Raw genomic sequence first — 25,284 nt, 5'->3', positions numbered from 1 at the left:
GAAAAATATGAAAATGAAAAAACTGATCTTATCTGGATTCCTGTGCCTGAGTGTGGGCTTTCTAAGTGCGCAGGGGAGTCGAGAGGCCGTGGAAGCCACTTTCGATGAGCGCGCCTCTATTTCTTACTTTCGTTATTTAGCTTCGGATGAGCTGATGGGGCGTGATCCGATACGTCCTGAGGTGGACGCTGCGGCGCGCTTTATAGCGGAGCAGTTTTGGAAATATGGTGCTATTTCTCCTGAAAATTTAGATGCTCCCTACTACCAGCATGTCCCTTTTCGACTGTCGATTCCCCCGGTAAAGGGGCAGCTTACCGCCGGTGAGCGTACTTTTTCTCAGGGTAAGGAGCTTATGGTCTTGGATGGAGGTGCCCTGGAGGGCAATTTCCCCCTGGTGGTCGTTGGCTATGGTCTGGAAGAGGATTATACGGGAAAAGAAGTTGCTGGCAAGGTGGTCGTTTGTAATGTGGGTGCTCCTGGTCGTTTGAGCCCCTCGGATTTATTTGCGATGGGAAGGGAAAAAATGCGCTTAGCGGCTCAGCATGGTGCGGCTGGCATTATCGAGGTGTATAATGTCCCGACGGCGCCATGGGAGTTTGTGACGCGCTTTTTAAATAGCCCCCGCCTGAGTGTAGATCAGGCGCTGGAGAAGCAGCTTTGCCGTATGTTTGGGTACAGGATCCGCGCAATACCTTTATCAATGCGGTAGGCTCAGGGACTATTTCGGAAGCTAATTTTGAAATTACGGGAAAAGAAAACCGACCGATTATCGGTAAAAATGTCATCGCAGTAATCGAAGGTACGGATGCCGCGCTTCGCGATGAGTATATCATGTTAAGTGCGCACTATGATCATGTAGGTGTGGGCGCGCCCAATGCGGAGGGGGACTCCATCTATAATGGTGCGCGGGATAATGCTGTAGGTACGGTAGCTTTGATAAATGCGGCAAGGTACTTTGCGCAGCATCCCCCTAAGCGTTCGGTGATTTTAGCTGCATGGACAGCGGAAGAAAAGGGCTTATTAGGTAGTGGGTACTATGTGGAACATCCCGTAGTGCCGCTGCAGCAAACGATTTATAATTTGAATATCGATAATGCCGGCTATAACGATACGTCTATTATTTCCGTCATCGGATTAGGGCGCACCAGCGCAGATCCTTTAATTAGTGAAGCAGTGGCGGCCTTTGGGTTGAAGGCAATCGCAGACCCTGCACCCGAGCAAAATTTATATGATCGTTCTGATAATGTGAATTTCGCGCGTAAGGGGGTTCCTTCACCGACATTTTCTTTAGGCTTTACGGCTTTCGATGAGGAGATAGCGCGTCATTATCATCAGCCATCTGATGAGGTAGATAATTTTGATTTGGATTATGCGCTGCTGTACTGGAAGTCTTACTTACTTGCTGCTGATAAAATCGCTAATGCTCCGGAGAGACCGAAGTGGACGCCGGGCGATAAATACGAAGAGGCAGCGAAGGCACTCTATGAATCCAATCGGAAGTAGTGCATTCGCGCAAGAGATTATATAAGGGCTTCGGCCCTTATTTTTTTTTGTTGAGAAAGTAACTACTTGGAGCGGCCTATCTTTAAGCAAAGGGACTAAGAGCATCACCGCCAGGGGTAGCGAAACCCTAGTATACACGATTCTTTTTTCGAACGAAATTTAAAAAGCTTCGAATATAGCAAATAAAAAATGACGAACGGTAGACTAACTACTTCTCCTCTAATTTTTATAAACGAAGTCTAAACCTCGCCATACCTTTTATCGTTCTTTTTCTACTTACTAAAAAGGGGGATAATAAAAGAATAACAAGCGATGAAGAGGAAATTATGCAATTTATTTGGTGTTTTTAGCTTACTTCTTGTTTTCAATGCCTGTATGCCTGAAGAGAATATCGCTTTCATGACTCCACAGGTGTTAATGGTTCTTTAGACGATAACTTCGGAGACATTCGGCCTTGGAGAAGTTTCCAGAGTGGGAGCTTCCGAGCAGCGGTGGTTCCCAGCACTTGGGACGATGGTTTCGCGCTAAGCTTGGAAAACGAAGATATTGATTCTCGCGGTGGTGCCACTTGGTCGCAGCGGATAGAGGGCCCTTTTCGAGCGAACTTAACCAACTGGCAGCTTCATGTTCGTGTTAAAGCCATCGATGTGGAACGATTTTCGACTAGTCGCGGCGCCTTTATCAGTGTTCGCGGCACCCCCCTGCGAAATGAGCGTGCCATGGGCATCAACTTTATCACGAGCTCTGGTCTTTTAGAGTTGTCCGGCACCTTTGATTGGATTTTTGTCCGTTTACAGTTGCCACAGTTCGCACAGGATCTGGAAAGCCTAACCATTTTCTTCGTGATGGAAGAAGGTGTGCGCGGTCAGCTTATTTTTGATGATGTCCGGATAGAGCCTGCGGGAACAGGTCTATAAAGTTATTAGCGGCCATGTAGCTAATTAGGCTACTTTTTCTCCGTGAGAGTCTGCGATGATTTGCCGTATAATTTGGTCTAATTCTTCAGCGGACTCTTGCAGCGCTTCTACGTAAAATTTCACTTGTTCTGGATCTTCTTCATAAGCGGTAGCTAATAAGTCGGATAAGGCCATCACTTTTGCCAGAGGCGCTCGGACGAGATGCGACTGGGTCCAGGCGATTTTTTTCAACTGTTCGCCACGCTTTTCTGCCAAAGCAGCTGGATTCCATGCTTCATCGATAATGGAAAGGGTTCCAAAGCACTTCTTGGGCTGATTATGCGTATCACGAATAACAAAAAAATGTTCCCGTACGCGAATTTTATCTCCATTATGATTTAAGAGTCCAAACTCCCAGGTATTGGCCCCTGAGGCCAAGCCTTCCCAAGCTCTCTGCGAATTCCTTTTCAGCATGAGTCGATCTTCAGGGCACACAATCCCATAGAAAGCCTCATCCAGCCGATTCGGCTTAAACTCACTTGGGAAAGAAAACAGGATATGGAAACTATTTCCCCAGATGACCTGCTGCTGCTGCAGGTCCAGCTCCCAAAAGAGTTGAAAAGCAGTCCCTTTATCCTCAGCCATTACCTGTGTGAGTCGCTCTACCTCTAATAATGCTTGCTCCTCTTCTACCCTATCTTTCAGGACCAAAAGCAGCTTTTCTTGCTTGTTATGTTTAAATAAAGGAACAGCCTCCACTGCATAACGCTTTTGATGTCGCATGTTAAAAAACTCCACATCCTTCAAATTTTCTTTCGACTGGGCTCCACTCCAGCCTAAAGAAAGAAAACGCTCGATGGGTATGGAAAGCGTAAACAAAGCATCAAGAGCAGGTTTTTGTTGGGGAAACTCACCAAAAAGCGCCATGGCCCGGTGATTGAGGTAAAGTATGTGGCCATTTAGGTCAACTATTAAAATAGCCGATAACATTTGATCTAAGACCTCCCCTGCTTGTACCTCCTGATTTGGATCGAAGAGCTGATATTTCGTAAGGGCATAAAAGGCAATTACTGTAAAGAAAAGCATGCCCATGGACGTGAGTGGGATATCCGGAAGTCCGATAAATGGGAAAATAATTTGAAACACAAAGCCCACACTTACAGGAAAGGCGAGTCCTAGGAGCAGTAACCCGATCTGCTTTTTCTTTATTTTATCTGTCTGTTTCAGCGCATAATGATAGATTAGCAAGCCGATTGCGATGAAGACGAGTGTAACTAACCAGAGTCTTTGGATTAAGTCTGTCGAATCCGGTCGTATAGCCAGTGTGTATCCCCAAATTTCATGTTGATTAAAAGCATTCGGCTGGGGATTGGCCTGGTACAGGCCAAAAAAAACAAAGTAGGGCAACCAGATAAGGGCAAGTATTACTCTATTTTTTGCTTGCGGAAGCTGTAAAAAGTCAATTACAAAATGGAGGAGCAAAGCCCCAAGGGCTAGCCAGCCCATGCTGAACATTTGATCCAGTGCCACTGCATACGCATAGGAAAGGCCTGTTTGGCGCAGGAAAAATTCTTCAACTTGCCAAAAAAGTAAGGCAGTTTGAAAAAGTAAAAAAAGATTAGCTCCTTTATAGCTTTTCGTGTGTGAAAGCATATAAAGTATCACCAAAAAATTCACTAATCCCGGGATAAATACAAGTAATTGTCCTAAATTCACGCTTAATCCTTTTATTCAACTAAAACTGCTTACAGACTATTATTTTGATGATTTAAAATAAATAAAATTAAATCAAAACACAACGCCTGTATTTACGAAAATACCTATTGAATAGATGGACTCAGCAGTATTCTTGACTTCTAAATCCCTATTAAAGGAAATCTCATTTCGAAGCGTGTCCCTTGGTTTAGTTTACTCTCTATCTGAAGATGGGCATCATGAAGTGCTAAAAACTTATCGATAGTAGCCAGTCCAAGTCCTGACCCTGGAATATCTCACACATTCCGCGCGGTAAAAGGCTCAAAAATATTTCGCAGTTCTTCTTCAGGTATACCGATGCCTTTATCTGTTACGCGAACAAGAAGAACCTCTCCATCCAACTCAAACTCTACAAGAGGACGCGCATCTTTTTCGGAATATTTTAAGGCATTATCGATTAAGTTGACGAGTACTTGTTCGATAAGCGTTATATCCCAGTGACAGTAGACTCCTTGTACATCAGGCTGCATGTGAAGAGACACATAATCTACGATACAGTGCTGCTGCTGAAAGTGCTTAATAAACTGCCCTACTTGGATCATTTCTTTGTTCACGGGAAACTGTCCCTGATTCAACTTTTCGCTGTTGAGGAGACGCTCAAGTAGGTTGTTCAAATTTGCTATTTCATTTGAAATTTTATCGAGCTGTTTTCGCATTTTCTCTGGCCGACAAGTGTCAGGATTTTCCAAGTAAAGATTACCGATTTCTGTACTACTTTTCATGATAGATAAGGGAGTCTTAAACTCATGAGAAACCAAGGATATAAACTGCGACTTCAGCTCACTTAATTCTTTTTCTTTTTTAAGAGTAGAACGGAGCACATCTTCAGATTCCATCTGCAGCGAAATATCACGGCATAAGCCGAAATACTTAAAGACACGCCCCTCTTTGTCTTTAATGATATTTATAGAGGTGTCTAGCCAGCGAAAAGACTTATCGAATGTTTTAATCTTTCTAACTAGGCGAAAGGTATTTTCAGCAGTACGGTATTTCTCTTTTAAAGCTTCTTTACACAGTCCAGCCATGGTTTTAAGCGTCTTCTTGTCTTCTGCCGAGAAACCTAATACCTTAAGTATAGAGTTGGACACAAAGCCAGACTGTAAGTCTTCGTTGAGAATAAAGACAATATCACTGGAACTCTCCGTAAACCGCTGAAAAATCAGCTCCTTTTCCTTTGCGTTTTCGGCAAAAAACTCCTTTTCACGTTGTATTTCCTTGGTCTTATAAATATTTCCAAGGACAGCTGCGATAGGCTCTAAAAAACCTTCATCGTATTTCGTATACATATCCGCTTTATTCGCCAGCCCCACACAGGCGATTAGTGTACCATCACAGCATACGGGCATTACTAGACATGACTTTATTTCACGGTTACTCTTGCTCGCATAAAATGCATACGTAGGCTTTTTCTCTAACACGCACTGCTGGATAATCTCCTCCAGTTCCTTCTCTTGGGCTTTAACATCGGCTGGAGAAGGTGTTACAGCATCTAACTGCACGAAGGCATCAAATCGTAGGGAGTAGTGACTATTTAGCTGCTCGCGTTTAACTTTAGCAATAAACCCAAGCGATGAATACGACAAATCAGCCATCCGGGTCATTAACGTGTCTAAGCTCTTTTCATCCTTGTGCGGTAGCAGAAAGGCATTTTGAACTTGGATCACTTGTTCAAGCGCACTATTTTTTCGAAGCAATTCATACTCCGTCCTTTTTAACAAATCGATGTCGCGTAAAAAAACCGAAACGCAGGGAACATTATCTACTTTAATTTTAACCAGCTGCAGTTCATACCAACGGGGTCCATCCTCCCCTAAGAATAGGGAAACATCTGCATTTGTGACATTTTCTGGAGAGTTAAAAATCCAATCAATTACAGCTTGGAATACCTCCTGATCTTTAAAAAACAAATGAAGAGGTAGCCCTTCTGAAAAGGCCGAAAGAGGAATTTGTAGCAGATCGATCATCAGACGATTCGTCAAATGCACAGTGGTGAGCTCCCTATTAAACACAGCATAAGGATAGGGTACATTTTCGATGATATCTGCTAAAGACTGGCCACTAAACTCTATTCTAGTCCGACCATCCTTAACAAAAAGAAAGCCCTTTAGGTATTGACCATCTTTAGACTTCCAAAAAACATCCTGCACCTCAAAGAGCTCCTCCTCTATCCGAAAAAAATATTCCATCTTGGAATCACTACTTTGATCAAGCAAACGAAGCTTTTCCTGCAAAGTGACAGGATTTTGGATGGGCACAGCCGACTTTTGCCAGGTGTCGTTACTCTGCAGAATCTTTTTGATCTCAGGACCGAAGCTACTCAGTAACTTTTCGCTATGATGGACGATAGCGCCAGTGGCGATTTCTATAACATAGTCTTCGTTGACAAGAGCGGTGACGATAGGGTGCATAATCGTGTTTGTGGTCTTTTTATTTCGAGCTAAGCAGCTCTCAAGTAAAATTAATGCATATTTTTGTATAACCAAATTATCATTTATAGCCTTTATACCGTATACAAGTAAAAAATCATTACCCAGCCCATGCGCCATATACCGAAAATATTACTAATCGAAGATAACTTTTCTCTAGCAGAGAATACAAAAGAGCTATTAGAGCTTAGTGGCTATGAGGTGACTGAAATCCTTTCCTCCTCGGAAGGGTTAAAGGAAAGTTTGGAGTTTAACAAGCCGGACCTAGTCCTCCTAGACATTCGGCTCCAGGGAAAGCATGATGGCATCGCTATAGGAAAAATGATCCGAGAACTGGCGGCCATCCCCATCGTTTTCCTTACCTCTTCCTCAGAAAAGAAGATTTTAGATGAGGTAAAAGAAATTGTTCCTGAAGGATACATCGTTAAACCCTACAGTAAGGAAACACTCATTACCACAGTAACTATAGCACTAAACAGCTACGAACACCATACCAGAGGAAAAGGAATTACCATAGAGCCCGATATAATAGGAAGCGCTAACGAGTTCTTTATTCGTGAAAAAGGCTGGTTAAAAAGGGTGAACATCGACCACATACAATACCTAAAAACAGAAGGCAGCTATGTGCATATCCATCTAAAGGATAAAACGATCACCATCCGAAATACCGTAAAAGACCTCATGTCCCGACTGCCTGAATCTTACTTTATTCGCGTACATAAATCTTTTATCGCAAATATTAAGTTGATCAATGCGTTTAACGCCAAAGAGATACGCTTTGAAAATGACACCATTCCCCTTGGAAGAATGTACTACAGCGATCTTATGGACTCCGTTAATAAAATCAATTTATAAAAAAGCCACTCCTACAAAAGGAGTGGCTTTTCCGTCTTGTAAACAGCCTTTTAGCGTATACCTTGCTCAGGGTGTCTTCCCACTACAGTCCTGCCAAAGGCCATCATCTCTTCGATCTGCTCGTTTATCTGACCGTTCGGCATGATTATAGGACTATCCCTGCCTCTTTCTTCTTGTAATCTAAATAACCTACTACCACGGGGACATTTGCGCCCAGCGCGACATGATAAAAACCAGTTTTCCACTTCGGCACATACTTACGCGTTCCTTCTGGCGTCACCATGATGACTAGCTCCTCACTTTCTCGTAACATATTCGTCATCGCCTCGGTGTAGGTCTGTTTTCTACCTCCTGGTACTCGCTTACGGTCTATCCCTATACCTCCAAGTCCTTTTATAATCCAACCTAAAGGCCCTACCATCGCTTCCTTTTTAATCGTGAAACGAACAGGAATGTCCATCAGATAAAAGGCGGCGCGTGCATAAACGATGTCCCAATTACTCGTATGCGGAATCGCAATTAACACTGCCTTTTTGAGCCCCTCCGGCCACTGGTTATTCAGTTTCCAGCCAGAGAGAAAAAATATAAGTTTTGCTAATAACTTCATAAGAAACACTACGCTTTTTTTACCCTTGTCATCCCGAACTGCTTTAATTCTGGCTGCTCGTCCATATAATTGATGACCGCTGTGTAGCCGGCATCGTAAATTTCCTGTGCCTTTTTTATATCAAATACGCCGTACTTCGCCAGTCCTTTAGGCTCTATAAAATAATCGCACTTGCTTTTTCGACTATACACATTATAATTCATGGACATGATCACAGTGCGCTCTACCAGTTTTTTAATGTTCGTGATTGAGGCGTCCATGGGTAAGTGGTTGCAGTTTACGCCAATGATCGTATCACAGACGCCTCTAAAGGCTCCACCGGCAGATTATTTAAAACGCCCCCATCCACCAGAATCTTATTTCCGATTTGGATAGGATCAAACATTCCTGGGATGCATGAAGAAGCCATCACAGGCTTTATTAGCTCTCCTTGGTTAAAATAGATTACCTTGCCCCGCTGAATATCTGTAGCCGCCACCGTCAACTTTACGTTTAGCGACTCGAAACTATCTTCCCCCAAGTATTTTCGATAGAGTTCCTCGGTGGTATCCATCTTTAAAATTCCCGTCCAAGATATAGCAGGACGAATAAACTTAAAGTAATTCGTCTGGACGATTATGTCGAAAATCTCCTTTGGGGCGAAGCCCTTCGCATACATAGCACCCACTATGGCGCCCGCTGAGCTGCCCGATAGATGCGTAGGGAAAATACCATAATCATTCAGCGCCTGTAGCACACCTAAGTGTGCAATGCCCCGAATTCCACCTCCGGAGAGGGCGATGCCTAATGTTGCTTTAGAGCTCATGCAAGTGGAATGTACGATCTAAACGCACCCCTTTTTCGGTCATTTTCACCGTACAGCAGGAATAGTTGGGATCATGTTCTAAGAAAATTACATATTCATTTTCTGCGGCTTCGCGCAAAAAGGCCTCTTTTTCCTTTAACGTAACTAGCGGCCGAGTGTCGTACCCCATCACGTAGGGTAAGGGAATGTGACCCACGGAAGGAAGTAAATCTGCCGCAAACACAATGGTGTGTCCTTTATACGTAATCCTGGGGATCATCTGCTTCTCCGTATGTCCGTCCGCTGTAAAGTAGTCCATCCCTGGCATAAAGGTACCTGCAGCCTCATTCAAGAAATGGAGCTGACCAGAGTCCTGCATCGGGAAGAGATTATCCTTTAAAAAGGAGGCTTTCTCTCGCCCATTTGGATGGATGGCCCATTCCCAGTGTGCCGCATGCGACCAGTAGCGCGCCTCAGAGAAATAAGGAACGATACGCCCTGAACTATCTAAAACGGTCCCACCACCGCAGTGATCGAAATGTAGATGAGTCAGGAAATTATCAGTAATATCTTTTGGTTGAAAGCCGGCCTGGGCCAAAGAACCCGCTAAACTGGCCTCTCCATGTAAATAATAATGGGAAAAAAATTTGGCATCTTGTTTATTTCCGATTCCATTATCTATCAAAACAGCACGTGCGCCATCCACTACCAAGAGGCAGCGCATCGCCCACGTGCACAAGTTATTTTCATCAGCAGGATTCGTTCGTGACCAAAGAGACTTAGGAACCACACCAAACATCGCTCCGCCATCTAACTTAAAGAACCCTGTTTCGATAACTTTTAATTCCATGTTTATTCTTGTACAACACCCATAGAGCAGAATTTTTTCGATGCGTGCATCGATTCTTTCTTCAGGGCTTAATGCGTCTAAAGTTTTTAACGTATCCAAGATAGTCGCTTTGACTGCTTGCGCCATCCCTTTCATATCTTTATGTGCACCGCCTAAAGGCTCCTGAATAATGCCGTCGATAAGCTTATTGGCGAGCATATCTGATGAGGTTAACTTTAGGGCCTCTGCAGCTTGCTCTTTGTAGTCCCAGCTTCTCCATAGGATAGAGCTACAGGACTCTGGTGAAATAACAGAGTACCAGGTATTTTCAAGCATGATGACACGGTCTCCAATCGCAATCCCGAGTGCTCCACCTGAGGCACCCTCTCCAATAATGATGCAGATGACAGGAACCTTTAGCTTAAACATCTCGCGTAAGTTTTTAGCGATTGCCTCACCTTGACCACGCTCTTCGGCCTCTAAACCAGGAAATGCTCCCGGCGTATCGATAAGCGTAACGATTGGCTTACCGAACTTCTCGGCCATTTTCATCAGACGAAGTGCCTTTCTGTAGCCCTCAGGATTCGCCATGCCGAAATTCCGCTCCTGACGCTGCTTCGTATTCCGGCCTTTTTGCTGCCCGATAAACATAATCGTACGCCCGTTAAGGTCACCGAAACCACCCACCATCGCTTTATCATCGCGTACGGTACGGTCACCGTGAATCTCGATAAAGTTATCGGTCATTTCGTATATGTAATCTAAGGCATAGGGTCTGTCAGGATGCCTGGAAAGCTGCACACGCTGCCAGCGTGTTAAATTCGCAAAAGTTTCCTTTCTTAGCTCCATTATTTTTTCTTCTAAGGAGGTGATGTCAGCACTGAGATCCATGTTTTTGCTCTTTGCTAACACTCTCATTTCCTCAAGCTTAGACTCTAAATCTGCAATAGGCTTCTCGAATTCTAGTACCATTTTAATGCTTTTTACCGGAAACAAATATAAGAATTAATTTATGAACGTAAAGTAAAATGAAACAAGAGGCTCCCCGACGGACGGAAAGCCTCCTGAAACGCTTACGGATGGCGAGCACTAATGTTACACGCTCTAAACCGCAGCTATAGCCTTATAGTGGCCTTAAAGACAAGAAAAAGCCCATTAAACGCTTCACTTCCTAATTAAAGTATCGATTCAAAGTAGGCGATCGTCTTTTTCAGCCCCTCCTCTAATACTACTTTGGGCTCCCAGCCCAGTTCCTCCTTCGCTAATGTAATCACTGGCTTACGCTGTAAAGGGTCATCCTGTGGCAATGGACGGAACACCAACTCACTTTTACTACCCGTAAGTGCGATAATCTGCTCAGCGAGCTGCACCATCGTAAACTCGCCTGGATTTCCGATATTCACAGGCCCCGTAAATCCATCGCGGCTATTCATCAGGCGGTACATACCCTCGATCAGGTCATCCACATAACAGAAGCTCCTGGTCTGCGAACCATCTCCATAGATAGTAATCGGGTCCCCCTTTAAAGCCTGGACGATAAAATTACTCACCACGCGGCCATCGTTCGGGTTCATGCGAGGCCCGTAGGTATTAAAAATTCGCATCACCTTAATATTCACCTTATGCTGGCGATGGTAGTCGAAAAACAGAGTCTCTGCAGCACGCTTGCCCTCATCGTAGCAGGCACGCGGGCCTATCGGGTTTACATTTCCTCGGTAGCTTTCAGGCTGTGGGTGGATTTCTGGATCACCATACACCTCAGAGGTAGAGGCTTGTAAAATCTTTATGCGCAGACGCTTAGCTAAACCTAGCATGTTAATAGCACCTAAAACAGAAGTCTTCGTGGTCTGAACCGGATCAAACTGATAGTGGACAGGGCTGGCTGGGCAAGCCAAGTTGTAGATTTCATCCACCTCCAAATAAGTAGGGAAAGTGACATCGTGACGGAACAGCTCAAAGTCCTTATGATCTAGGAGGTGATGGATGTTCTTTCTGCTCCCGGTAAAAAAATTATCCATGCAGATAACTTCATTCCCCTCATTTAAAAGACGTTCGCAGAGGTGGCTCCCTAAAAATCCGCCGCCGCCAGTTACTAAAATTCGTTTCATAAAAAGCTTTCTTATGGGTTTAGCTGTATGATATGCAAACAAAAATATCAGAATTCACCTCCAAAAAAAAATTATTGTTACTTTTGATTCGATTTTAATTTTTAGCACATGCAGAAAGTACTCATAACAGGTGGAGCAGGATATATCGGGTCCCACACAGCCGTGAAACTGATCGAGAGCGGCATCACACCAGTCATAGTGGATAATTTTAATAATTCCGAGCGCTTCGTTTTAGACCGCTTAGAAGAAATTACCAAACAAAAAATCACTTGCTACGAGGGTGACTGTAACGATCAAGCTTTATGGATTCCCTCTTTAGCCAAGAAAAACTAGACGGTATGATACACTTTGCAGCCTACAAAGCCGTGGGAGAAAGCACGCAGAAACCGCTCAACTATTATGAAAATAATGTGGGCAGCCTAGTAGTTTTACTGCGCCTCATGGAGAAATATGGGGTGAAAAACCTTGTTTTTAGCTCGTCTTGTACAGTTTATGGGCAACCTGAACTGCTCCCCGTCTCGGAAGATACGCCGAGAAAGCCTGCTGAAAGCCCCTATGGAAATACAAAGAAAATTTGTGAAGACATCTTAAAGGATGTAATCAACAGTAAAAGTGGGCTGAAAATTATTTCCTTACGTTATTTTAATCCGATCGGCGCACACCCTTCCGCTCTCATCGGTGAGCTGCCAAGGGGAGTGCCAAATAACCTGGTCCCCTTTATCACACAAACCGCAGTCGGCCTAAGAGAAAAACTCTCCGTTTTCGGCAGTGATTATCCGACTCCGGATGGTACCTGTGTGCGCGATTATATTCACGTGATGGATCTCGCTGATGCCCATTTGAAAGCCCTAGAGTACGTAGAAAAGCAGCCCGATAATTTTATCGACATCTTTAATGTGGGGACAGGTAAGGGAAATACCGTCTTGGAAGTGATTCATGCCTTCGAATCGGCCTCCGGCCAAAAGCTACGCTACGAGCTTACCAGCCGCAGACCGGGTGATGTGGAGCAGGTATGGGCAGATACTACGAAAATAGCTGCGCTACTGAACTGGAAAGCAGCTTTCTCTTTAGAAGATGCATTACGAGATGCTTGGAGATGGCAGCTAGCGCTGAGCAAGGGCTGAAATTATAGTAGCTGATAATGAAGCGCATAAATAAGTGAACAGTAAATTTTTATTTGGTAGCTTGGCACTTATCAAACAAAAACTTACCTTTGCATCACTTCAAAAGAGAAGGGAGCGCATAACAAATTAAAAAGGAGTGGTAGTTCAGCTGGTTAGAATGCCTGCCTGTCACGCAGGAGGTCGCGGGTTCGAGTCCCGTCCATTCCGCTTTTGTTTTGTTATGTTTGTTATAAGGAGTGGTAGTTCAGCTGGTTAGAATGCCTGCCTGTCACGCAGGAGGTCGCGGGTTCGAGTCCCGTCCGTTCCGCATTAAAGGCACCACATGGTGCTTTTTTTGTTTTATGACCGTTTCATTCTAAGTACTTGAATGTCGCCTTTCATTTTTTTAATTCTTATCTTTGTTACGTAGAAAGACCTATGCCGTATAAAGAAAAAGATATCGAGAAAAAGTACTTCACCATCGGGGAGGTAGCACAGCTTATGGGCGTAAGCACTTCTGCCATTCGCTACTGGGAGGGTGAATTTTCGATAATCAAGCCAAAAAAGGACAGAAAAGGCAACCGTCAGTTCACAAAAGAAGACATCGAAAAACTGCGCTTTATCCATCATCTTATAAAAGAGAAGGGATACACCATTCAAGGTGCACAGGAGGTGGTCAAGCAGCAGCAAAATACTTTTTACGATAAAGCTGCTTTAATCGAAAGATTAAAGGCGATCAAACATTTTTTACATGAAATCAGACAATCTCTCGACCAGCGCACCGGAGGGTGAAGCGCTTTATGAGGTAGCACTAAGCCTCATGCCTAATTTAGGCCCTCTTGCCTTTAAAAATTTAATAAGCTATACGGGAAAGGCTTCCCACCTATTCACCTGGCCACCAAAACAACTTTTGCGTATCCCACGCATAACGCTAAAAGTGCTAGAGCATGCGAAAGAAGCGAATCGATGGCTCGAAAAAGCTCACCGTATCCAAGAACAAGCAACCAAAAGAGGAATGGAGGTTCTCCATTTTTCTCACCCCCATTATCCCGACAGACTGCGCCGAATTGAGGACAGTCCTCTGGTGCTTTTCGTCAAACAGGAATCCAGCCACAACCTCAGCCCACTTCGTACCGTCGGAATTGTAGGAACGCGTCACGCCAGTGCCTATGGTCTTCAAATTACCAAGCACATCATAGAAGAACTGAGCCCCTATACGCCCACCATCATATCTGGACTAGCCTATGGTATCGACATTCAGGCACATAAGCATGCCATGCGCCTCGGGCTTTCTACTTGGGCAGTATTAGGCTCGCCCTTAGATCAAATTTATCCCAGTCAGCATGAAAAGGAAGCGAAAGCGCTCGTACAGACGGGAGCTTTAATCAGTGAATACCGCCCGGGAGAGAAAATGCTCCCTAGCAATTTCCCACAGCGAAACCGGCTAATAGCGGGTCTATCCGACGCCATCATCGTGGTCGAGGCAGCCAAACAAGGTGGGGCGCTCATCACCGCAGAACTCGCGTATGGCTATCAAAAAGAAGTCTTCGCAGTACCTGGAAATTTAACGCTACCCTACAGCGAAGGCTGTAATGCCTTAATAAAGACACTGAAAAGTGCGATTTATATGGATGCACGGCAGGTAGCCAAGGCATTACACTGGAACGAACCAAAAGAAAAGAAGCGCAACCGCCCTAAAAACCTTTTAGATAAGCGTTCCCTTTCCGCCACCGAATTAGCCGTGGTGGAATTCCTGGAAATCCATAAAGAAAGTCACCTTGATGCCCTCTGCCGAGCGCTTCACTTAAACTCAGCTGTTCTCGCTCCTAGTTTACTTAAACTGGAATTTGAAGGTGTCCTTTGCAGCCTACCCGGAAATAAAATTCGCTGGACTGCATGATGCGCTTTCAAAGCTGACCTTAAGGACTGTAGCTTAAAAGTACCACCTTAAAGCATTTCAGCCCTAACACAATTAGGCGGGTGATGGGACAAGCTGCTCCTATGACCCGATTACGCATAAAAAAACTTTCTTTTTTACCTGAGGATAAAAAAGAAAGGTGAAAAAAGAATACGCCGATAGGCGAAGCTGTGCATAAGACACTTTAAGCTGCCGCTCGTAGAGCTACGCAGCACCTGCCCTACCGCCTTTTCATATTAGGAACCATAGAACCTAAAGCCTTTTGAGCACCGCCCATTTTATTCATTTGCTTCATTAGCTTACGCATATCATTAAACTGCTTCAGCAGGTTATTTACTTCTGTAATGCTGCGTCCACTGCCCTTTGCGATGCGCTTCCTACGGCTACCATCTAAAATATCTGGGTGCTCGCGCTCGGCAGGAGTCATACTACGGATAATCGCTTCTATCGGCTTAAAGGAATCGTCATCGATATCCAAACCTTTTAACGCCTTGCCCATGCCAGGAATCATGCCCATGAGGTCTTTGAGATTCCCCATTTTCTTGATTTGCTCCAGTTGAGAGAGAAAATCATCAAAATTGAACTGGTTTTTACGAATCTTAGCATTAATACGCTTCGCCTCATCCTCGTCGAAAGACTGCTGAGCGCGCTCTACTAAGGAAATAACGTCGCCCATTCCGAGGATTCGCTGCGCCATACGATCTGGATGAAAAGCATCGATGTTTTCCATCTTTTCCCCAGTCGAAATAAACTTGATCGGCTTATTGACCACGTGACGAATCGAAATCGCCGCACCACCACGGGTATCCCCATCAAGCTTGGTTAGCACCACCCCGTCGAAATCCAGACGCTCGTCGAAGGTCTTCGCCGTATTCACAGCGTCCTGACCCGTCATGGAGTCCACCACAAAGAGTGTCTCCGATGGATTTAAGGCTTTTTTCAATGCCTCAATCTCCTGCATCATCTGCTCGTCCACAGCTAGACGACCCGCCGTATCGACGATTACGGTCTTTTTACCCGTCTTCTTCGCATGCGCAATCGCACGGCTGGCGATTTCTAAAGCATTTTTATTCTCAGGCTCAGCATACACCTCTACTCCGATCTGCTCACCGAGCACCTTTAACTGGTCGATCGCTGCCGGACGGTAAATATCACAGGCCACTAATAATACCTGCCTGCCTTGCTTTTTTAATTGACCCGCTAGTTTTCCAGAAAAAGTTGTCTTACCAGAACCTTGAAGACCTGAAATTAGCACCACAGCAGGATCACCCTGCAAGTTGATATCCTCTTTCTTGCCCCCCATTAATTTGGTAAGCTCCTCTTGGGTGATTTTGACTAAAAGTTGGCCCGGAGAAACGGCGATCAGTACATCGCGTCCAAGCGCTTCCTGTTTGATGGTATCTGTTACCTCTTTGGCTACCTTATAGTTAACATCCGCATCGATTAGCGCACGACGGATTTCTTTTACTGTGGAGGCCACATTAATTTCTGTAATCTTCCCAGTACCTTTCAGCGTTTTGAACGCCCGATCTAATTTATAACTTAAATTATCAAACATGTCGCGAAATTCTTTTCATGCAAAAATAAGCAAAAACTATTTCTAAACCTGCGGAATGCAAGAATTACCTGCCCGATCGCCTATTTCCTGTCCGATGGAGGGAATCCTAGTAGGAATTTATTTATTTTGCGAAGCAAATGCCAAAAAAGACATGCCATCCATTCATTTTCGTTCTATTCTTCCCCATGCACTCAGCCTCATCGGTTTTTACCTACTGGTGCTCGTGTATTTTTCTCCACTCGTTTTCGACGATAAGATCATCTTCCAAAACGATATCTTGCAGTGGGAAGGTGGCGCTAAGGAAATCCTAGACCATCGAGCAGCCACAGGGGAACAGCTCCTCTGGACGAACCGCCTCTTTGGTGGCATGCCTGCCTACCTAGTGAGCCTAGAAGTACCCGGCGACATCACAAATAGCGTCTTAAAAGTGATTAGCCTAGGATTGCCGCATCCGGTAAACAGCCTTTTTATCGGCATGATCGGCATGTATGTGCTGCTGCTCAGCTTCCGCATCCGATCCAGCATCGCCGCCCTCGGAGCGATTGCCTTTGCCTTTAACACCTTCCACCTCATTAGCTTAGACGCAGGCCATAATGCGAAAATCTGGGCCATCTGCTTGATTCCACTCATCTTCACCGGCATGCACCTGGTTTTTGAACGCAAAACCCTGCTCGGCATGGCGCTCTTTGCCTTTGCACTCATGCTGCAGCTGAAATTTAACCACCTACAAATCACCTATTACACCTTACTTGTCATTCTAATTTATGGTATCCCGCGCATCATCGCAGGCTGCGCCGCAAGCAATTCCCACAGATGGGTACCGCCATTGGCGTACTAATCCTGGCTGCAGGCATTGCCTTTGGTGCGAACAGCACCCGCATCGCCACTGTCCTCGAATACGGAACCTACTCCACACGTGGCGCCGCGAACCTGCCCGGAGAACAGCAGGAAGGTGAAAGTGGGCTAGGAAAAGCCTATGCCTTTAACTGGTCACAGGGCAAGTTAGAAACCTTTACCCTGCTGGTTCCTTACCTCTATGGCGGAGGCAGCGTGGAAGCACTGCGACCAGATAGCCAGTCGGAAAAGGTGCTGCGGCAGCAGGGTGCAGATGGCTCCCAGATTCGTGGCTTCACCGCTGGAGCGCCGACCTACTGGGGGGATCAGCCCGGTACAGGAGGCCCTATTTACGGAGGAGCTCTCATGCTGGGGCTCTTTATTCTCGGCCTGCTATTCGCAGAAAAAAGCTACCGCTGGATCTTTTTAGGAATGGCACTTACAGGAATTATTTTGGCCCTAGGGGCCAATTTAAGCAGCGTAAATTATTTCCTATTCGATTACTTACCTGGCTATAATAAATTTAGAGCTGTGACTATGGCACTCAGCATCACCCTGTTTGCGATTCCCATCCTCGGTGCGCTCGGTGCAGAGCAGTTTCTCGCGAAGGACTGGCCGGAGAAAAAGCGCTATCAGGGGCTTGCCATCATGGCGGGCGTGCCACTTGTGTTTTTGTTATTCGGAGCACTCTTCCTCGATTTTAGAGGAAAAGTAGATGCCAATCTACCCGACTGGCTCGTAGATGCCCTTCGCGCCGATCGCCGTAGCCTTTTCCTGCGAAGTGCCTTCTCCAGTCTCGCGATGATCCTTGGAAGCGCAGCGCTTCTTTGGGCCATTTGGAAAAATAAACTGCGCAGTGAAATCGGTATCGGCTTGATGGTACTAATCCTGACCGTGGATCTATGGATCATTAACAAACGCTACCTTGGAGAAGAAGCCATGCGCACCAGCCCGGCTGCCGCCTTCTTTGGCGAAACGCCTGCCGATAAAAAAATCGCCGAAGACTCCGGCTATTTCCGGGTTTTTAATCTCGAGAATCCTTTTAATGAAGCCCGGACCTCCTACCGCTTTGCAAGTATCGGCGGCTATCATGGCGCGAAAATGCGGCGCTACCAAGAGCTAATCGAAGCGGGCATCAGCCCTGAAATAGATAATTTTATCCTCGCCGCGCAGGAGGGACAGTTTAATTATCAAGACCTCCCCATCCTGAATATGCTAAATACGCGCTACCTCATGGCGGGGCGCTCGGAACAAAGCGTATTTCGTAATCCCCGCGCCTCGGTCCGGCCTGGTTTCCCCGAGAGGTGGTGCATGTACGTAGCGCACAGGAAGAGATGGATAAACTGAAGCGGATGAATACGGCTACCGTAGCCGTGATGGATGTCCGACAGCAGGAGGCGCTTTCTCCAGGTGCAGGGACACTGGAACTGCTGGACAGCCGGCCGGATCGCTTGCGCTATGCCGCACAGGTGGATAAAGCTGGCCTCGCCGTCTTTTCGGAAATTCACTACCCAGAAGGCTGGGTCGCTGAAATTAATGGCGAGGAGCTACCGATTTATCGGGTCAACTATCTCCTGCGGGGGCTCAACTTGCCCGAGGGAGCCTACGAGATCAGCATGCGCTTCGAGCCGAAGAGTTATTTTGGCACCAAGACCCTGCTGGTCATCTTCCAGTATGTGAGTGTGTTGCTTTTACTCGGAGCTCTTGGGGTAGCCTTCGGCCAAAAACAAAGGAGAATGCCACCTAAATTACTGCATATCTTTCCACAAGCGAGCAGTTTTATACAAGAAGATCAGGCCCAGCTGGAAAACTATTTTGAGGTACTGCAGGATGTGCGCCCCTGGACTGATAAACGAAAAGCGATCGGGAATTTCCTGGGCCAAGGGCTCTTTCTCCTTCGCCGACTGGCTGAGGTGGATTATGTCTTGGTGCAGTTTGCGGGCTACTGGTCCTTTCTGCCCACGCTCCTAGGCAAATGGTACGGCAAGCCGGTGTACATCGTGCTGCATGGAACCGATGTGGCGGCACTTCCCGAGCTGGGCTATGGCAGTCTTCGCATCCCACTCTTGCGCCGTGCCATACACTGGAGTTTGAAATGGGCGACTGCCCTATTTCCAGTGTCCAGCGCTTTAGTATGGACCGAGCTTCATTTCGACACGCGGATTCAAAACCGAAAGCAGGGGCTTTATGCCCATTTTCCGGATTTACTGAGTCCGGTGGCCATCATTCGGCAGGGTGTAAATACCCGCTTTTGGGCGGCGCCCCACCAGCTGCCACGACAGGAAAAACAGTTTGCTGCCGTGATGGGCCCGGGCCAAGAATATTTAAAAGGCTTGGATTTTATAGGAGAACTAGCAAAACAGATGCCCGAATATACCTTTCATATCGCAGGGATAGCGGCAGAAAAACATTCTTCCTTACCGCCAAATGTGTACTTGCTCGGGCGCCTAGATGCTGAAGCCTTACGCGAACTTTACCGCTGTAGCGGATTTTACCTGCAACTCTCTCTTTTTGAAGGGTTTGGATGTGCCTTAGTGGAAGCCATGGCGGCAGGTTGCTTACCGATCGTGGCCCAGACCATGCACCTGCCCCACATTATCGGTGAAAGCGGCTACCTCCTCCCCTACCGGACGCTCTACGCCTGGGAAGCACTGTGGAAGCAGATCGAAAGTGAGCGGGAGGCATGGGGGACTTTGCGCCAGCGGGCGCAAAACCGAGCCAAAACCTATTTCGATAGCACACTGCGCGGGGAATATTTACAAGAAGCCATACGGATATGATGGAAAAATTAGCGGCCAAAATCGCCCGAAATGTTTACTGGATTCCTGGAGGCTACTTTATAGCGAAGGCGCTGCGAAGCTTGTTTTTCCAAGTGAAAACACGGAAGGAAAATCGCCGCTACCAGTTTCGAGGCGTGCAGTTTGAGATCAAGCCAGAACAGCAAATGGGAGCGGCCATGTATTGGAGGGGCTCGCATGACTGGGCACCTATTTTCGCGATGGAGAATCTACTACAACCTGGAAATACTGTGCTGGACATCGGTGCCAACCAAGGGGAATATACGCTTTGGGCAGCGCGGAAGGTAGGCCCCAGGGCCACGTGTACGCCTTCGAACCTTTCCCGCCTTTATTTTCACAACTCACCCGACAGCTGAAGCAAAACCCTGCCTTCCACGATCGCGTTACCTGTCTACCTATCGGGCTAGCGGAGACCCCTGGACGGCAAATGCTGTACACGCGCGCGGGAGCGAATGAAGGGGTAAATACCCTTTTTCAGGACGCTCAGCATCAGCAGGCCTTAGAAGAGATTGTGCTGGACACCTTAGATGCAGTCTGTAAAGCGCAAGGCATAAAGCGTATAGACTTTATCAAAATCGATATCGAAGGAGCTGAACTATCGGCCTTAAAAGGTGCTGAGCAGACCCTAAGAGCGCATCTCCCCACCCTGCTGCTAGAGGTCAACAAACAAGCCTGTGCCGCAGCAGGATACACGGCTGAAGAACTTCTTAGCTTTCTAAGGGAGCTCGGCTACAGACGTTTCGAGCGGGTCGGCCTTCGCGGCAGACTGCTTCCGCTTGGGGAGTTACCTGCCTTTAGTAATTTGATTATCAGATCGTAGCCATGCAAAACCTAAAGCGTCAAAGCCTGCTTACGGGGCTCTCCTCTTATGCAGGAGTGGTCATCGGATATGTTAATTTGCTTTGGCTTTTGCCCTTCATTTTTAGCCCCGAGGAGTTCGGCACCTTCCGCGCGGTGCAGGATTTGGGGCTTCTGCTCGTCCCTTTCGCTCAGCTGGGCGCCGCGAATGGCCTAATTCGCTTCTTCCCTACGGTTCGGGACCGCCCATTACGGCTTGTAATGATGAGCTTTGGTTTATCTGCTTTCGGGTTTTTACTTGTGCTGGCCGCCTTTCAGCTATTTGATACCGCACTGACACAGGCCTTTAGCCAAAATGCCGCTGCTTTACTCGAACAGCTTACTGCAACCAAGTTGTTGCTCTTTTTTGCGCTGAGCGTCACGCTATTAGAGGCACTTTCTGCTAGCTACTTTAAAATGGCGATGCCGACCTTTTTGCGTGATGTGGGGATTCGGCTGATGACCTTTGGCTTAGGCCTCAGCTACTACTTCGGACTCATCGATTTCGATCAGACCTGCCTGGGGCTAGCGGTCATTTATGCTCTCAACAGCCTTTTTCTCGTCCTTTATCTCCTTCGGCAGTCCTCCCCGACTCTTCCAGCAGCTGCTCAGCGTGATGGTACTCCACCCGCAATTTTATCCCTCCGCAACTTCCTGACCTATAGCCTGATTACGATGCTGGGAGCCGCAGGGGGCATCATCGTCTCCCGGGTGGATAGCCTGATGGTCAGTAGCTTGATTGGCCTAGAGGCGACGGCGGTGTATGCGATTGGCTTCAGCATGGCTGTGGTAATCGAGCTCCCGCGAAGAGTGTTGTCACAGGTACATATTCCGGCAATTTCTCAGCACATGCAGCAGGAAGACCGCCAGGCCATAGCCAAGCTGTACACCCGGATGGGAGTAGCTCCCGCCCTGTTGGCTTTACTTGTTTTTATTTTGATATGGGTCTGCCTCGATGGCATTTACGCCTACATTCCGAATGCAGAGGTCTATCAAGCGGGAAAATGGGTGGTTTTTTGGATCGGCTGTGCCAAATTAATCGACGGTCTCTTTTCATTTAATGGAGAAATCATCGTCTATTCTAAGTATTACCGCTTTAACCTAGTGGCTACACTACTCATGAGTGTGGCGGTTATTGGCTTCAATTTACTGCTTATTCCGGTTCACGGGGTCTCGGGAGCAGCCTTTGCCAGTTTTTTGGCCATGGTAGGGTTTAACTTGCTGAAAGCCTGGTTTCTATATACTAAAATGCGCCTGCATCCCTTTTCTATTCGACAGCTTTACTTATTGGCTATCAGCCTTTTGGCGCTTACTCCTCATCTTTTCCTTAAAGGATTAGAGCTGGCACCATGGGGCACTATACTCTTACAGGGGACTGTGGCCGCGTTCATTTATGGTATAGGAATTTGGAGGATAGGCTTTGGCCAAAGGATATTTTTGGGAGCAAGTAAAAAATAAAACCTGGGTCTACAGAGTGTTACAAACCTCCATACTGACAAGATTTGAGCTGTCCTAAAATCGCAAACGTCCACTGTTAACCTGCTTGTTTTCCAAACGAGGCTTCCCGAAGGAAGTGAGGCCTGTTTTTGAAAGGGACTTCACTCGGCATTGTTATTAAATTGTGAAGTTTGAACATGTCGTCAACCCAGGTTCTGTACAAATATACGGAAATTCCTGGGACGCTGTTTTCTATTATAAGCTTTTTCCTGACTTTGAGCGCCGCATTTTGGTCATTGCATCGTGTATCTTCTTCTTTCCGAGTAGTCTATGGAATTTGAAGATTTTTACTATCTTTCTTTTCCGATTAAATGCAGGGCACCTTATAATTCTGGTTTAATCGCCATGTTTCCTGGGAGATCTTCGTTTTGTAAATAGATTTGAATCGGTAACTTCTCAAAATAGATGCATGAGAGAAAAGAAAATACACAAGTATTATTTCATCTGTAAGGCTATTATGCGTTAAAAGCGTAATTTTGTATGGTTTTCACACATTGCTATGTACGAAATTAAAAAATTAATCGTCTGCTTAGATTTAAGTAGTCTGGACGAGACGCTGATTCGGTTTGCCTCCTTCATCGCAGAGGCGAATAAGACGAAAAAAGTCTATTTTACGACGATCATCCGGCATTTAAATATCCCAAAAGAGGTGTTAAATGAGTTCCCGAATTTAATAGAGAAAATGATCGACGAGCGAAAGCAGCAGATGCGCGAACAAGTGGAGCGCCACTTTTCTGCTCCTTCGGCCATTTCCTACATCGTTAAGGATGGGCAGTTATCGAAAAAAATCCTCAAGCTGGCGCATGAGAAATCTGCTGACATGATTTTAGTGGGGCGGAAAACCACTTTGCCCGGGACGGGCGTTATCTCCCAGCGACTGGCACGCAGAGCTTCCTGCTCCTTACTTATCATTCCAGAGGGCAGCCAGCCGAAGATGGACCGCATCCTAGTGCCGAGTGATTTTTCGGACTACTCGCGCGATGCCATGGAGGAGGCTATCATGATCGCCGCCCGCTATGGGGATTCTGCCCATATCACCTGCCAAAATGTGTTTACCGTTCCTTCCGGCTACCATTTTACGGGTAAATCGTATCAAGAATTCTCGGAGATCATGCGCATGCACGCGGAGATCAATTTTAAGAAATTCATAAAAAAAAATCGATACGAAAGGGATACAGGTCACTCCTGTGTACACGAAGGATGAGGATGATGATCCGGTAGAAGATATTTTAGAAAAAGCGAAAGAGATTCAGGCGGACAGCATCATCATCGGCGTGAAAGGGCGGACAGCGGCGACAGCCCTATTCATCGGCTCGATGGCGGAGCGCCTGATCCAGCTCAACGATCATTTTCCGCTTTTGGTAACGCGTCCTAAGGGTAAAAATGCCGGTATTTTAGATTATATCTTGGAGATTTAGCCTGAATGCCTGGACGCGGATTAAACTTTTCTTCCTTTTCGCTATCCAAGCAGGTAGATGCAGCTCGATGATGCCACTTTACTCGCCCTGATCCAGTCTCCAGCACTTATGAAAAGGGCTGCAGGCTGCTGGTATCCAGCTATCAGGCACGGCTGTATGCGCTGATACGCAAAATGGTGATCCTGCATGAGGATGCGGATGACGTTCTGCAGGAGACTTTCTTAAAGGCCTGGCGGAATATCGGACGCTTCGAAGGGCAGTCGAGTTTATATACCTGGCTGTACCGTATCGCGGTGAATGAATCTTTAAATTTTTTAGAAAAGAAAAAGCGACGCTTGCTCTTTTTCAGCTCCAACCATGAAGAGGAGATGGCGCGGTATGTGCAGCATGCTCCCGAGTTCGATGGAGACGAGGTGGAGCGCCGTTTGCAGCGGGCGCTGCTTACCCTTCCGGACAAACAGCGGCTCGTGTTTCAGCTACGCTACTACGATGAGTTAAGTTATGAGGCCATATCCGAAATTACGGGTACGAGTGTGGGAAGTTTGAAAGCGAGCTACCACCATGCAGCAAAAAAAGTAGAGCAAAGTGTAAAAGAAGAATAAACCTAAGCGATTACTCCCTGTCTAAAGATATGATGCAAGCAAATAAATCACCAAAATGGGCCAGCCCTCCTGAAGGGTATTTCGAGGGGCTTTATGCAGCCACTCGTGCTAGACAGCGGCGACAAGAGCAACTGCTGACGCTGCGTAATTGGGCGCTAGCTGCGATCTTAGTCTTAGGGCTTGGGCTTAGTTGGTGGGCAAATGACCGCCAAAAAGTTTTGGAAGAGGAGCCGTATTTTCTCTTTAGCAGTCTGGATGACCAGTTTTGGCTCTATGACCTTTCCTTTACAGAGGAAGATGTGCTGGACTGGAGTGACGACCCTGTAGGTCTTTTAGAGGAAGTGGTCCATGACGAATATGGACTTTCCGATTGGGAGCTTGATTTTGACACATTGGATTTAGAAGATTATGAATAAGTTAATTGTTTTAGGAGTGGCGTGGTTTCTCTTTATAGGTTTTGGCCTAGGGGAGGCACTCGCACAGCGTGGCCCTGGCCAGGGTCAAGGCCAAGGACGCGGATCCGCTGAAGCCGAAACCCAAAGTGAGCGTCTGGAGGCGGCTCGTGTAGCTTTTTTCACCAATCGACTCGCGCTAAATGCCGATCAGGCTTCACGGTTTTGGCCTTTATATAACACCTACCAGGAGCAGCGTAATGCAGAAATTCGCGAAATTCGTGCACTCACAAACCGAGATGCGAATAAATTGTCCGAAAAAGAAATTAATGAGTTGATCGAACGTAAGCTTCAGCATCAGCAAGCGATGCAGACGCTGGAAGTAAGCTTTATGCAGCAGATGAAGGACGTCTTAGAGCCCAAACAGCGCTTCATTTTAATGGGAATCAACCGTGATTTTATGCGACATCTATCCGAAATGCAGCGTAGAGGGCGTGGGAGAGAATGAAGCCTCATCATCTTGAAAATAATAGGTTATGATTTGGTAATCCATAAGGGGAAGGC

At 46.4% G+C, this 25,284-nt stretch carries 21 protein-coding genes, 2 tRNA genes and 5 pseudogenes; 19 read left to right on the top strand and 9 right to left on the bottom strand.

Features of this window, described 5'->3' with window-relative positions; translation table 11 throughout:
- Positions 1-13: 13 nt before the first annotated feature.
- The 3 genes from A3SI_RS23045 to A3SI_RS00295 all read left to right on the top strand — a co-directional run bounded on the left by A3SI_RS23045 (position 14) and on the right by A3SI_RS00295 (position 2,420).
- Complete coding sequence (locus A3SI_RS23045; protein ID WP_394330336.1) at positions 14-709, top strand: PA domain-containing protein; 696 nt, start codon at positions 14-16, stop codon at positions 707-709.
- A complete protein-coding gene (locus A3SI_RS23040) occupies positions 658-1,503 on the top strand; it encodes a M28 family peptidase (RefSeq protein WP_394330335.1) in 846 nt (281 codons plus the stop codon). The genes A3SI_RS23045 and A3SI_RS23040 overlap by 52 nt, the downstream gene beginning before the upstream one ends.
- 491 nt (positions 1,504-1,994) lie before the next feature.
- On the top strand, positions 1,995-2,420 hold the full coding sequence (locus A3SI_RS00295) for a hypothetical protein (protein ID WP_009053092.1): 426 nt from the start codon (positions 1,995-1,997) through the stop codon (positions 2,418-2,420).
- A 24-nt stretch (positions 2,421-2,444) separates the two neighbouring features.
- Here A3SI_RS00295 and A3SI_RS00290 read toward each other — a convergent pair whose 3' ends face one another.
- Positions 2,445-4,115, bottom strand: coding sequence for a histidine kinase N-terminal 7TM domain-containing protein (locus tag A3SI_RS00290; protein ID WP_009053091.1), 1,671 nt, complete (start codon positions 4,113-4,115; stop codon positions 2,445-2,447).
- A 140-nt stretch (positions 4,116-4,255) separates the two neighbouring features.
- Positions 4,256-6,118, bottom strand: a pseudogene (locus tag A3SI_RS00285) (ATP-binding protein).
- Positions 6,119-6,691: 573 nt separating this feature from the next.
- On the opposite strand from A3SI_RS00285, the gene A3SI_RS00280 reads away from it, so the two are divergent.
- On the top strand, positions 6,692-7,435 hold the full coding sequence (locus tag A3SI_RS00280; RefSeq protein WP_009053089.1) for a LytR/AlgR family response regulator transcription factor: 744 nt from the start codon (positions 6,692-6,694) through the stop codon (positions 7,433-7,435).
- 50 nt (positions 7,436-7,485) lie between these two features.
- On the opposite strand, the pseudogene A3SI_RS00275 reads toward A3SI_RS00280, so the two are convergent.
- From A3SI_RS00275 to A3SI_RS00255, 6 genes and pseudogenes are all read right to left on the bottom strand, one after another.
- Positions 7,486-8,042 (bottom strand): annotated as a pseudogene (locus A3SI_RS00275) (1-acyl-sn-glycerol-3-phosphate acyltransferase).
- An 8-nt stretch (positions 8,043-8,050) separates the two neighbouring features.
- Positions 8,051-8,302: a hypothetical protein gene (locus tag A3SI_RS21880; protein ID WP_316929018.1), complete on the bottom strand. Its 252-nt coding sequence runs from the start codon at positions 8,300-8,302 to the stop codon at positions 8,051-8,053.
- Positions 8,303-8,319: 17 nt separating this feature from the next.
- Positions 8,320-8,847: a patatin-like phospholipase family protein gene (locus A3SI_RS00270; protein ID WP_316929017.1), complete on the bottom strand. Its 528-nt coding sequence runs from the start codon at positions 8,845-8,847 to the stop codon at positions 8,320-8,322.
- Complete coding sequence (locus tag A3SI_RS00265; RefSeq protein WP_040669678.1) at positions 8,837-9,676, bottom strand: MBL fold metallo-hydrolase; 840 nt, start codon at positions 9,674-9,676, stop codon at positions 8,837-8,839. Before A3SI_RS00265 ends, A3SI_RS00270 begins: the two co-directional genes overlap by 11 nt.
- Positions 9,677-9,678: 2 nt before the next feature.
- Positions 9,679-10,627: pseudogene (locus A3SI_RS00260) on the bottom strand (acetyl-CoA carboxylase carboxyltransferase subunit alpha).
- 203 nt (positions 10,628-10,830) lie between these two features.
- Positions 10,831-11,763 carry a UDP-glucuronic acid decarboxylase family protein gene (locus tag A3SI_RS00255; RefSeq protein ID WP_009053086.1) on the bottom strand — a complete coding sequence of 311 codons (933 nt, stop codon included), beginning with the start codon at positions 11,761-11,763 and terminating at the stop codon, positions 10,831-10,833.
- A 108-nt stretch (positions 11,764-11,871) separates the two neighbouring features.
- Between A3SI_RS00255 and galE the strand changes: the two are divergent.
- The 5 genes and pseudogenes from galE (at position 11,872) to dprA (ending at position 14,766) form a co-directional block, all read left to right on the top strand.
- Positions 11,872-12,887, top strand: a pseudogene (galE, locus tag A3SI_RS00250) (UDP-glucose 4-epimerase GalE).
- A gap of 133 nt (positions 12,888-13,020) precedes the next feature.
- A tRNA-Asp gene (locus tag A3SI_RS00245) sits at positions 13,021-13,094 on the top strand.
- A 26-nt stretch (positions 13,095-13,120) separates the two neighbouring features.
- Positions 13,121-13,194: transfer RNA gene (locus tag A3SI_RS00240), tRNA-Asp, on the top strand.
- Positions 13,195-13,304: 110 nt separating this feature from the next.
- Positions 13,305-13,658: a MerR family transcriptional regulator gene (locus A3SI_RS00235; protein ID WP_009053085.1), complete on the top strand. Its 354-nt coding sequence runs from the start codon at positions 13,305-13,307 to the stop codon at positions 13,656-13,658.
- Positions 13,618-14,766, top strand: coding sequence for a DNA-processing protein DprA (gene dprA, locus A3SI_RS00230; RefSeq protein WP_009053084.1), 1,149 nt, complete (start codon positions 13,618-13,620; stop codon positions 14,764-14,766). Before A3SI_RS00235 ends, dprA begins: the two co-directional genes overlap by 41 nt.
- A 238-nt stretch (positions 14,767-15,004) precedes the next feature.
- Here dprA and ffh read toward each other — a convergent pair whose 3' ends face one another.
- Entirely contained in the window at positions 15,005-16,342 is a 1,338-nt protein-coding gene (ffh, locus tag A3SI_RS00225) for a signal recognition particle protein (protein WP_009053083.1), read from the bottom strand.
- 55 nt (positions 16,343-16,397) lie between these two features.
- Between ffh and A3SI_RS21875 the strand changes: the two genes are divergently transcribed.
- The 10 genes and pseudogenes from A3SI_RS21875 to A3SI_RS00180 all read left to right on the top strand — a co-directional run bounded on the left by A3SI_RS21875 (position 16,398) and on the right by A3SI_RS00180 (position 25,228).
- Positions 16,398-17,180 carry a hypothetical protein gene (locus tag A3SI_RS21875; RefSeq protein WP_316929016.1) on the top strand — a complete coding sequence of 261 codons (783 nt, stop codon included), beginning with the start codon at positions 16,398-16,400 and terminating at the stop codon, positions 17,178-17,180.
- Positions 17,156-18,523 (top strand): hypothetical protein, encoded by a 1,368-nt coding sequence (locus tag A3SI_RS21870; RefSeq protein WP_316929015.1) that lies wholly within the window; start codon positions 17,156-17,158, stop codon positions 18,521-18,523. The genes A3SI_RS21875 and A3SI_RS21870 overlap by 25 nt, the downstream gene beginning before the upstream one ends.
- Positions 18,484-19,956 carry a glycosyltransferase family 4 protein gene (locus A3SI_RS21865; RefSeq protein ID WP_316929014.1) on the top strand — a complete coding sequence of 491 codons (1,473 nt, stop codon included), beginning with the start codon at positions 18,484-18,486 and terminating at the stop codon, positions 19,954-19,956. The genes A3SI_RS21870 and A3SI_RS21865 overlap by 40 nt, the downstream gene beginning before the upstream one ends.
- Complete coding sequence (locus tag A3SI_RS19265; RefSeq protein WP_009053081.1) at positions 19,953-20,330, top strand: class I SAM-dependent methyltransferase; 378 nt, start codon at positions 19,953-19,955, stop codon at positions 20,328-20,330. Before A3SI_RS21865 ends, A3SI_RS19265 begins: the two co-directional genes overlap by 4 nt.
- Positions 20,276-20,794 (top strand): FkbM family methyltransferase, encoded by a 519-nt coding sequence (locus A3SI_RS17955; protein WP_162098397.1) that lies wholly within the window; start codon positions 20,276-20,278, stop codon positions 20,792-20,794. Before A3SI_RS19265 ends, A3SI_RS17955 begins: the two co-directional genes overlap by 55 nt.
- 2 nt (positions 20,795-20,796) lie before the next feature.
- A complete protein-coding gene (locus A3SI_RS00205) occupies positions 20,797-22,269 on the top strand; it encodes a lipopolysaccharide biosynthesis protein (protein WP_009053079.1) in 1,473 nt (490 codons plus the stop codon).
- 538 nt (positions 22,270-22,807) lie between these two features.
- A pseudogene (locus A3SI_RS00195) lies at positions 22,808-23,726 on the top strand (universal stress protein).
- Between the two features lie 173 nt (positions 23,727-23,899).
- The gene (locus tag A3SI_RS00190) at positions 23,900-24,328 is read left to right on the top strand and encodes an RNA polymerase sigma factor (RefSeq protein WP_009053078.1); all 429 of its coding nucleotides are present in this window, start codon (positions 23,900-23,902) and stop codon (positions 24,326-24,328) included.
- 29 nt (positions 24,329-24,357) lie between these two features.
- Positions 24,358-24,744 (top strand): hypothetical protein, encoded by a 387-nt coding sequence (locus A3SI_RS00185; RefSeq protein ID WP_009053077.1) that lies wholly within the window; start codon positions 24,358-24,360, stop codon positions 24,742-24,744.
- Entirely contained in the window at positions 24,737-25,228 is a 492-nt protein-coding gene (locus A3SI_RS00180) for a Spy/CpxP family protein refolding chaperone (protein WP_009053076.1), read from the top strand. The genes A3SI_RS00185 and A3SI_RS00180 overlap by 8 nt, the downstream gene beginning before the upstream one ends.
- Positions 25,229-25,284: the final 56 nt, after the last annotated feature.

The organism is Nitritalea halalkaliphila LW7, from assembly GCF_000265075.1.
In the GTDB taxonomy this organism is placed as follows: Bacteria; Bacteroidota; Bacteroidia; order Cytophagales; family Cyclobacteriaceae; genus Nitritalea; species Nitritalea halalkaliphila.
This window is presented reverse-complemented; position numbering and strand designations above follow the sequence as displayed.

Coding starts and splice junctions, on each gene's coding strand:
- A3SI_RS23045 (WP_394330336.1), top strand. CDS start 14: ATGAAAAAACTGATCTTATCTGGATTCCTGTGCCTGAGTGTGGGCTTT.
- A3SI_RS00280 (WP_009053089.1), top strand. CDS start 6,692: ATGCGCCATATACCGAAAATATTACTAATCGAAGATAACTTTTCTCTA.
- A3SI_RS21880 (WP_316929018.1), bottom strand. CDS start 8,302: ATGGACGCCTCAATCACGAACATTAAAAAACTGGTAGAGCGCACTGTG.
- A3SI_RS00270 (WP_316929017.1), bottom strand. CDS start 8,847: ATGAGCTCTAAAGCAACATTAGGCATCGCCCTCTCCGGAGGTGGAATT.
- A3SI_RS00265 (WP_040669678.1), bottom strand. CDS start 9,676: ATGGAATTAAAAGTTATCGAAACAGGGTTCTTTAAGTTAGATGGCGGA.
- A3SI_RS00255 (WP_009053086.1), bottom strand. CDS start 11,763: ATGAAACGAATTTTAGTAACTGGCGGCGGCGGATTTTTAGGGAGCCAC.
- A3SI_RS00235 (WP_009053085.1), top strand. CDS start 13,305: ATGCCGTATAAAGAAAAAGATATCGAGAAAAAGTACTTCACCATCGGG.
- dprA (WP_009053084.1), top strand. CDS start 13,618: ATGAAATCAGACAATCTCTCGACCAGCGCACCGGAGGGTGAAGCGCTT.
- ffh (WP_009053083.1), bottom strand. CDS start 16,342: ATGTTTGATAATTTAAGTTATAAATTAGATCGGGCGTTCAAAACGCTG.
- A3SI_RS21875 (WP_316929016.1), top strand. CDS start 16,398: ATGCAAGAATTACCTGCCCGATCGCCTATTTCCTGTCCGATGGAGGGA.
- A3SI_RS21870 (WP_316929015.1), top strand. CDS start 17,156: ATGGGTACCGCCATTGGCGTACTAATCCTGGCTGCAGGCATTGCCTTT.
- A3SI_RS19265 (WP_009053081.1), top strand. CDS start 19,953: ATGATGGAAAAATTAGCGGCCAAAATCGCCCGAAATGTTTACTGGATT.
- A3SI_RS00205 (WP_009053079.1), top strand. CDS start 20,797: ATGCAAAACCTAAAGCGTCAAAGCCTGCTTACGGGGCTCTCCTCTTAT.
- A3SI_RS00190 (WP_009053078.1), top strand. CDS start 23,900: ATGGTGATCCTGCATGAGGATGCGGATGACGTTCTGCAGGAGACTTTC.
- A3SI_RS00185 (WP_009053077.1), top strand. CDS start 24,358: ATGATGCAAGCAAATAAATCACCAAAATGGGCCAGCCCTCCTGAAGGG.
- A3SI_RS00180 (WP_009053076.1), top strand. CDS start 24,737: ATGAATAAGTTAATTGTTTTAGGAGTGGCGTGGTTTCTCTTTATAGGT.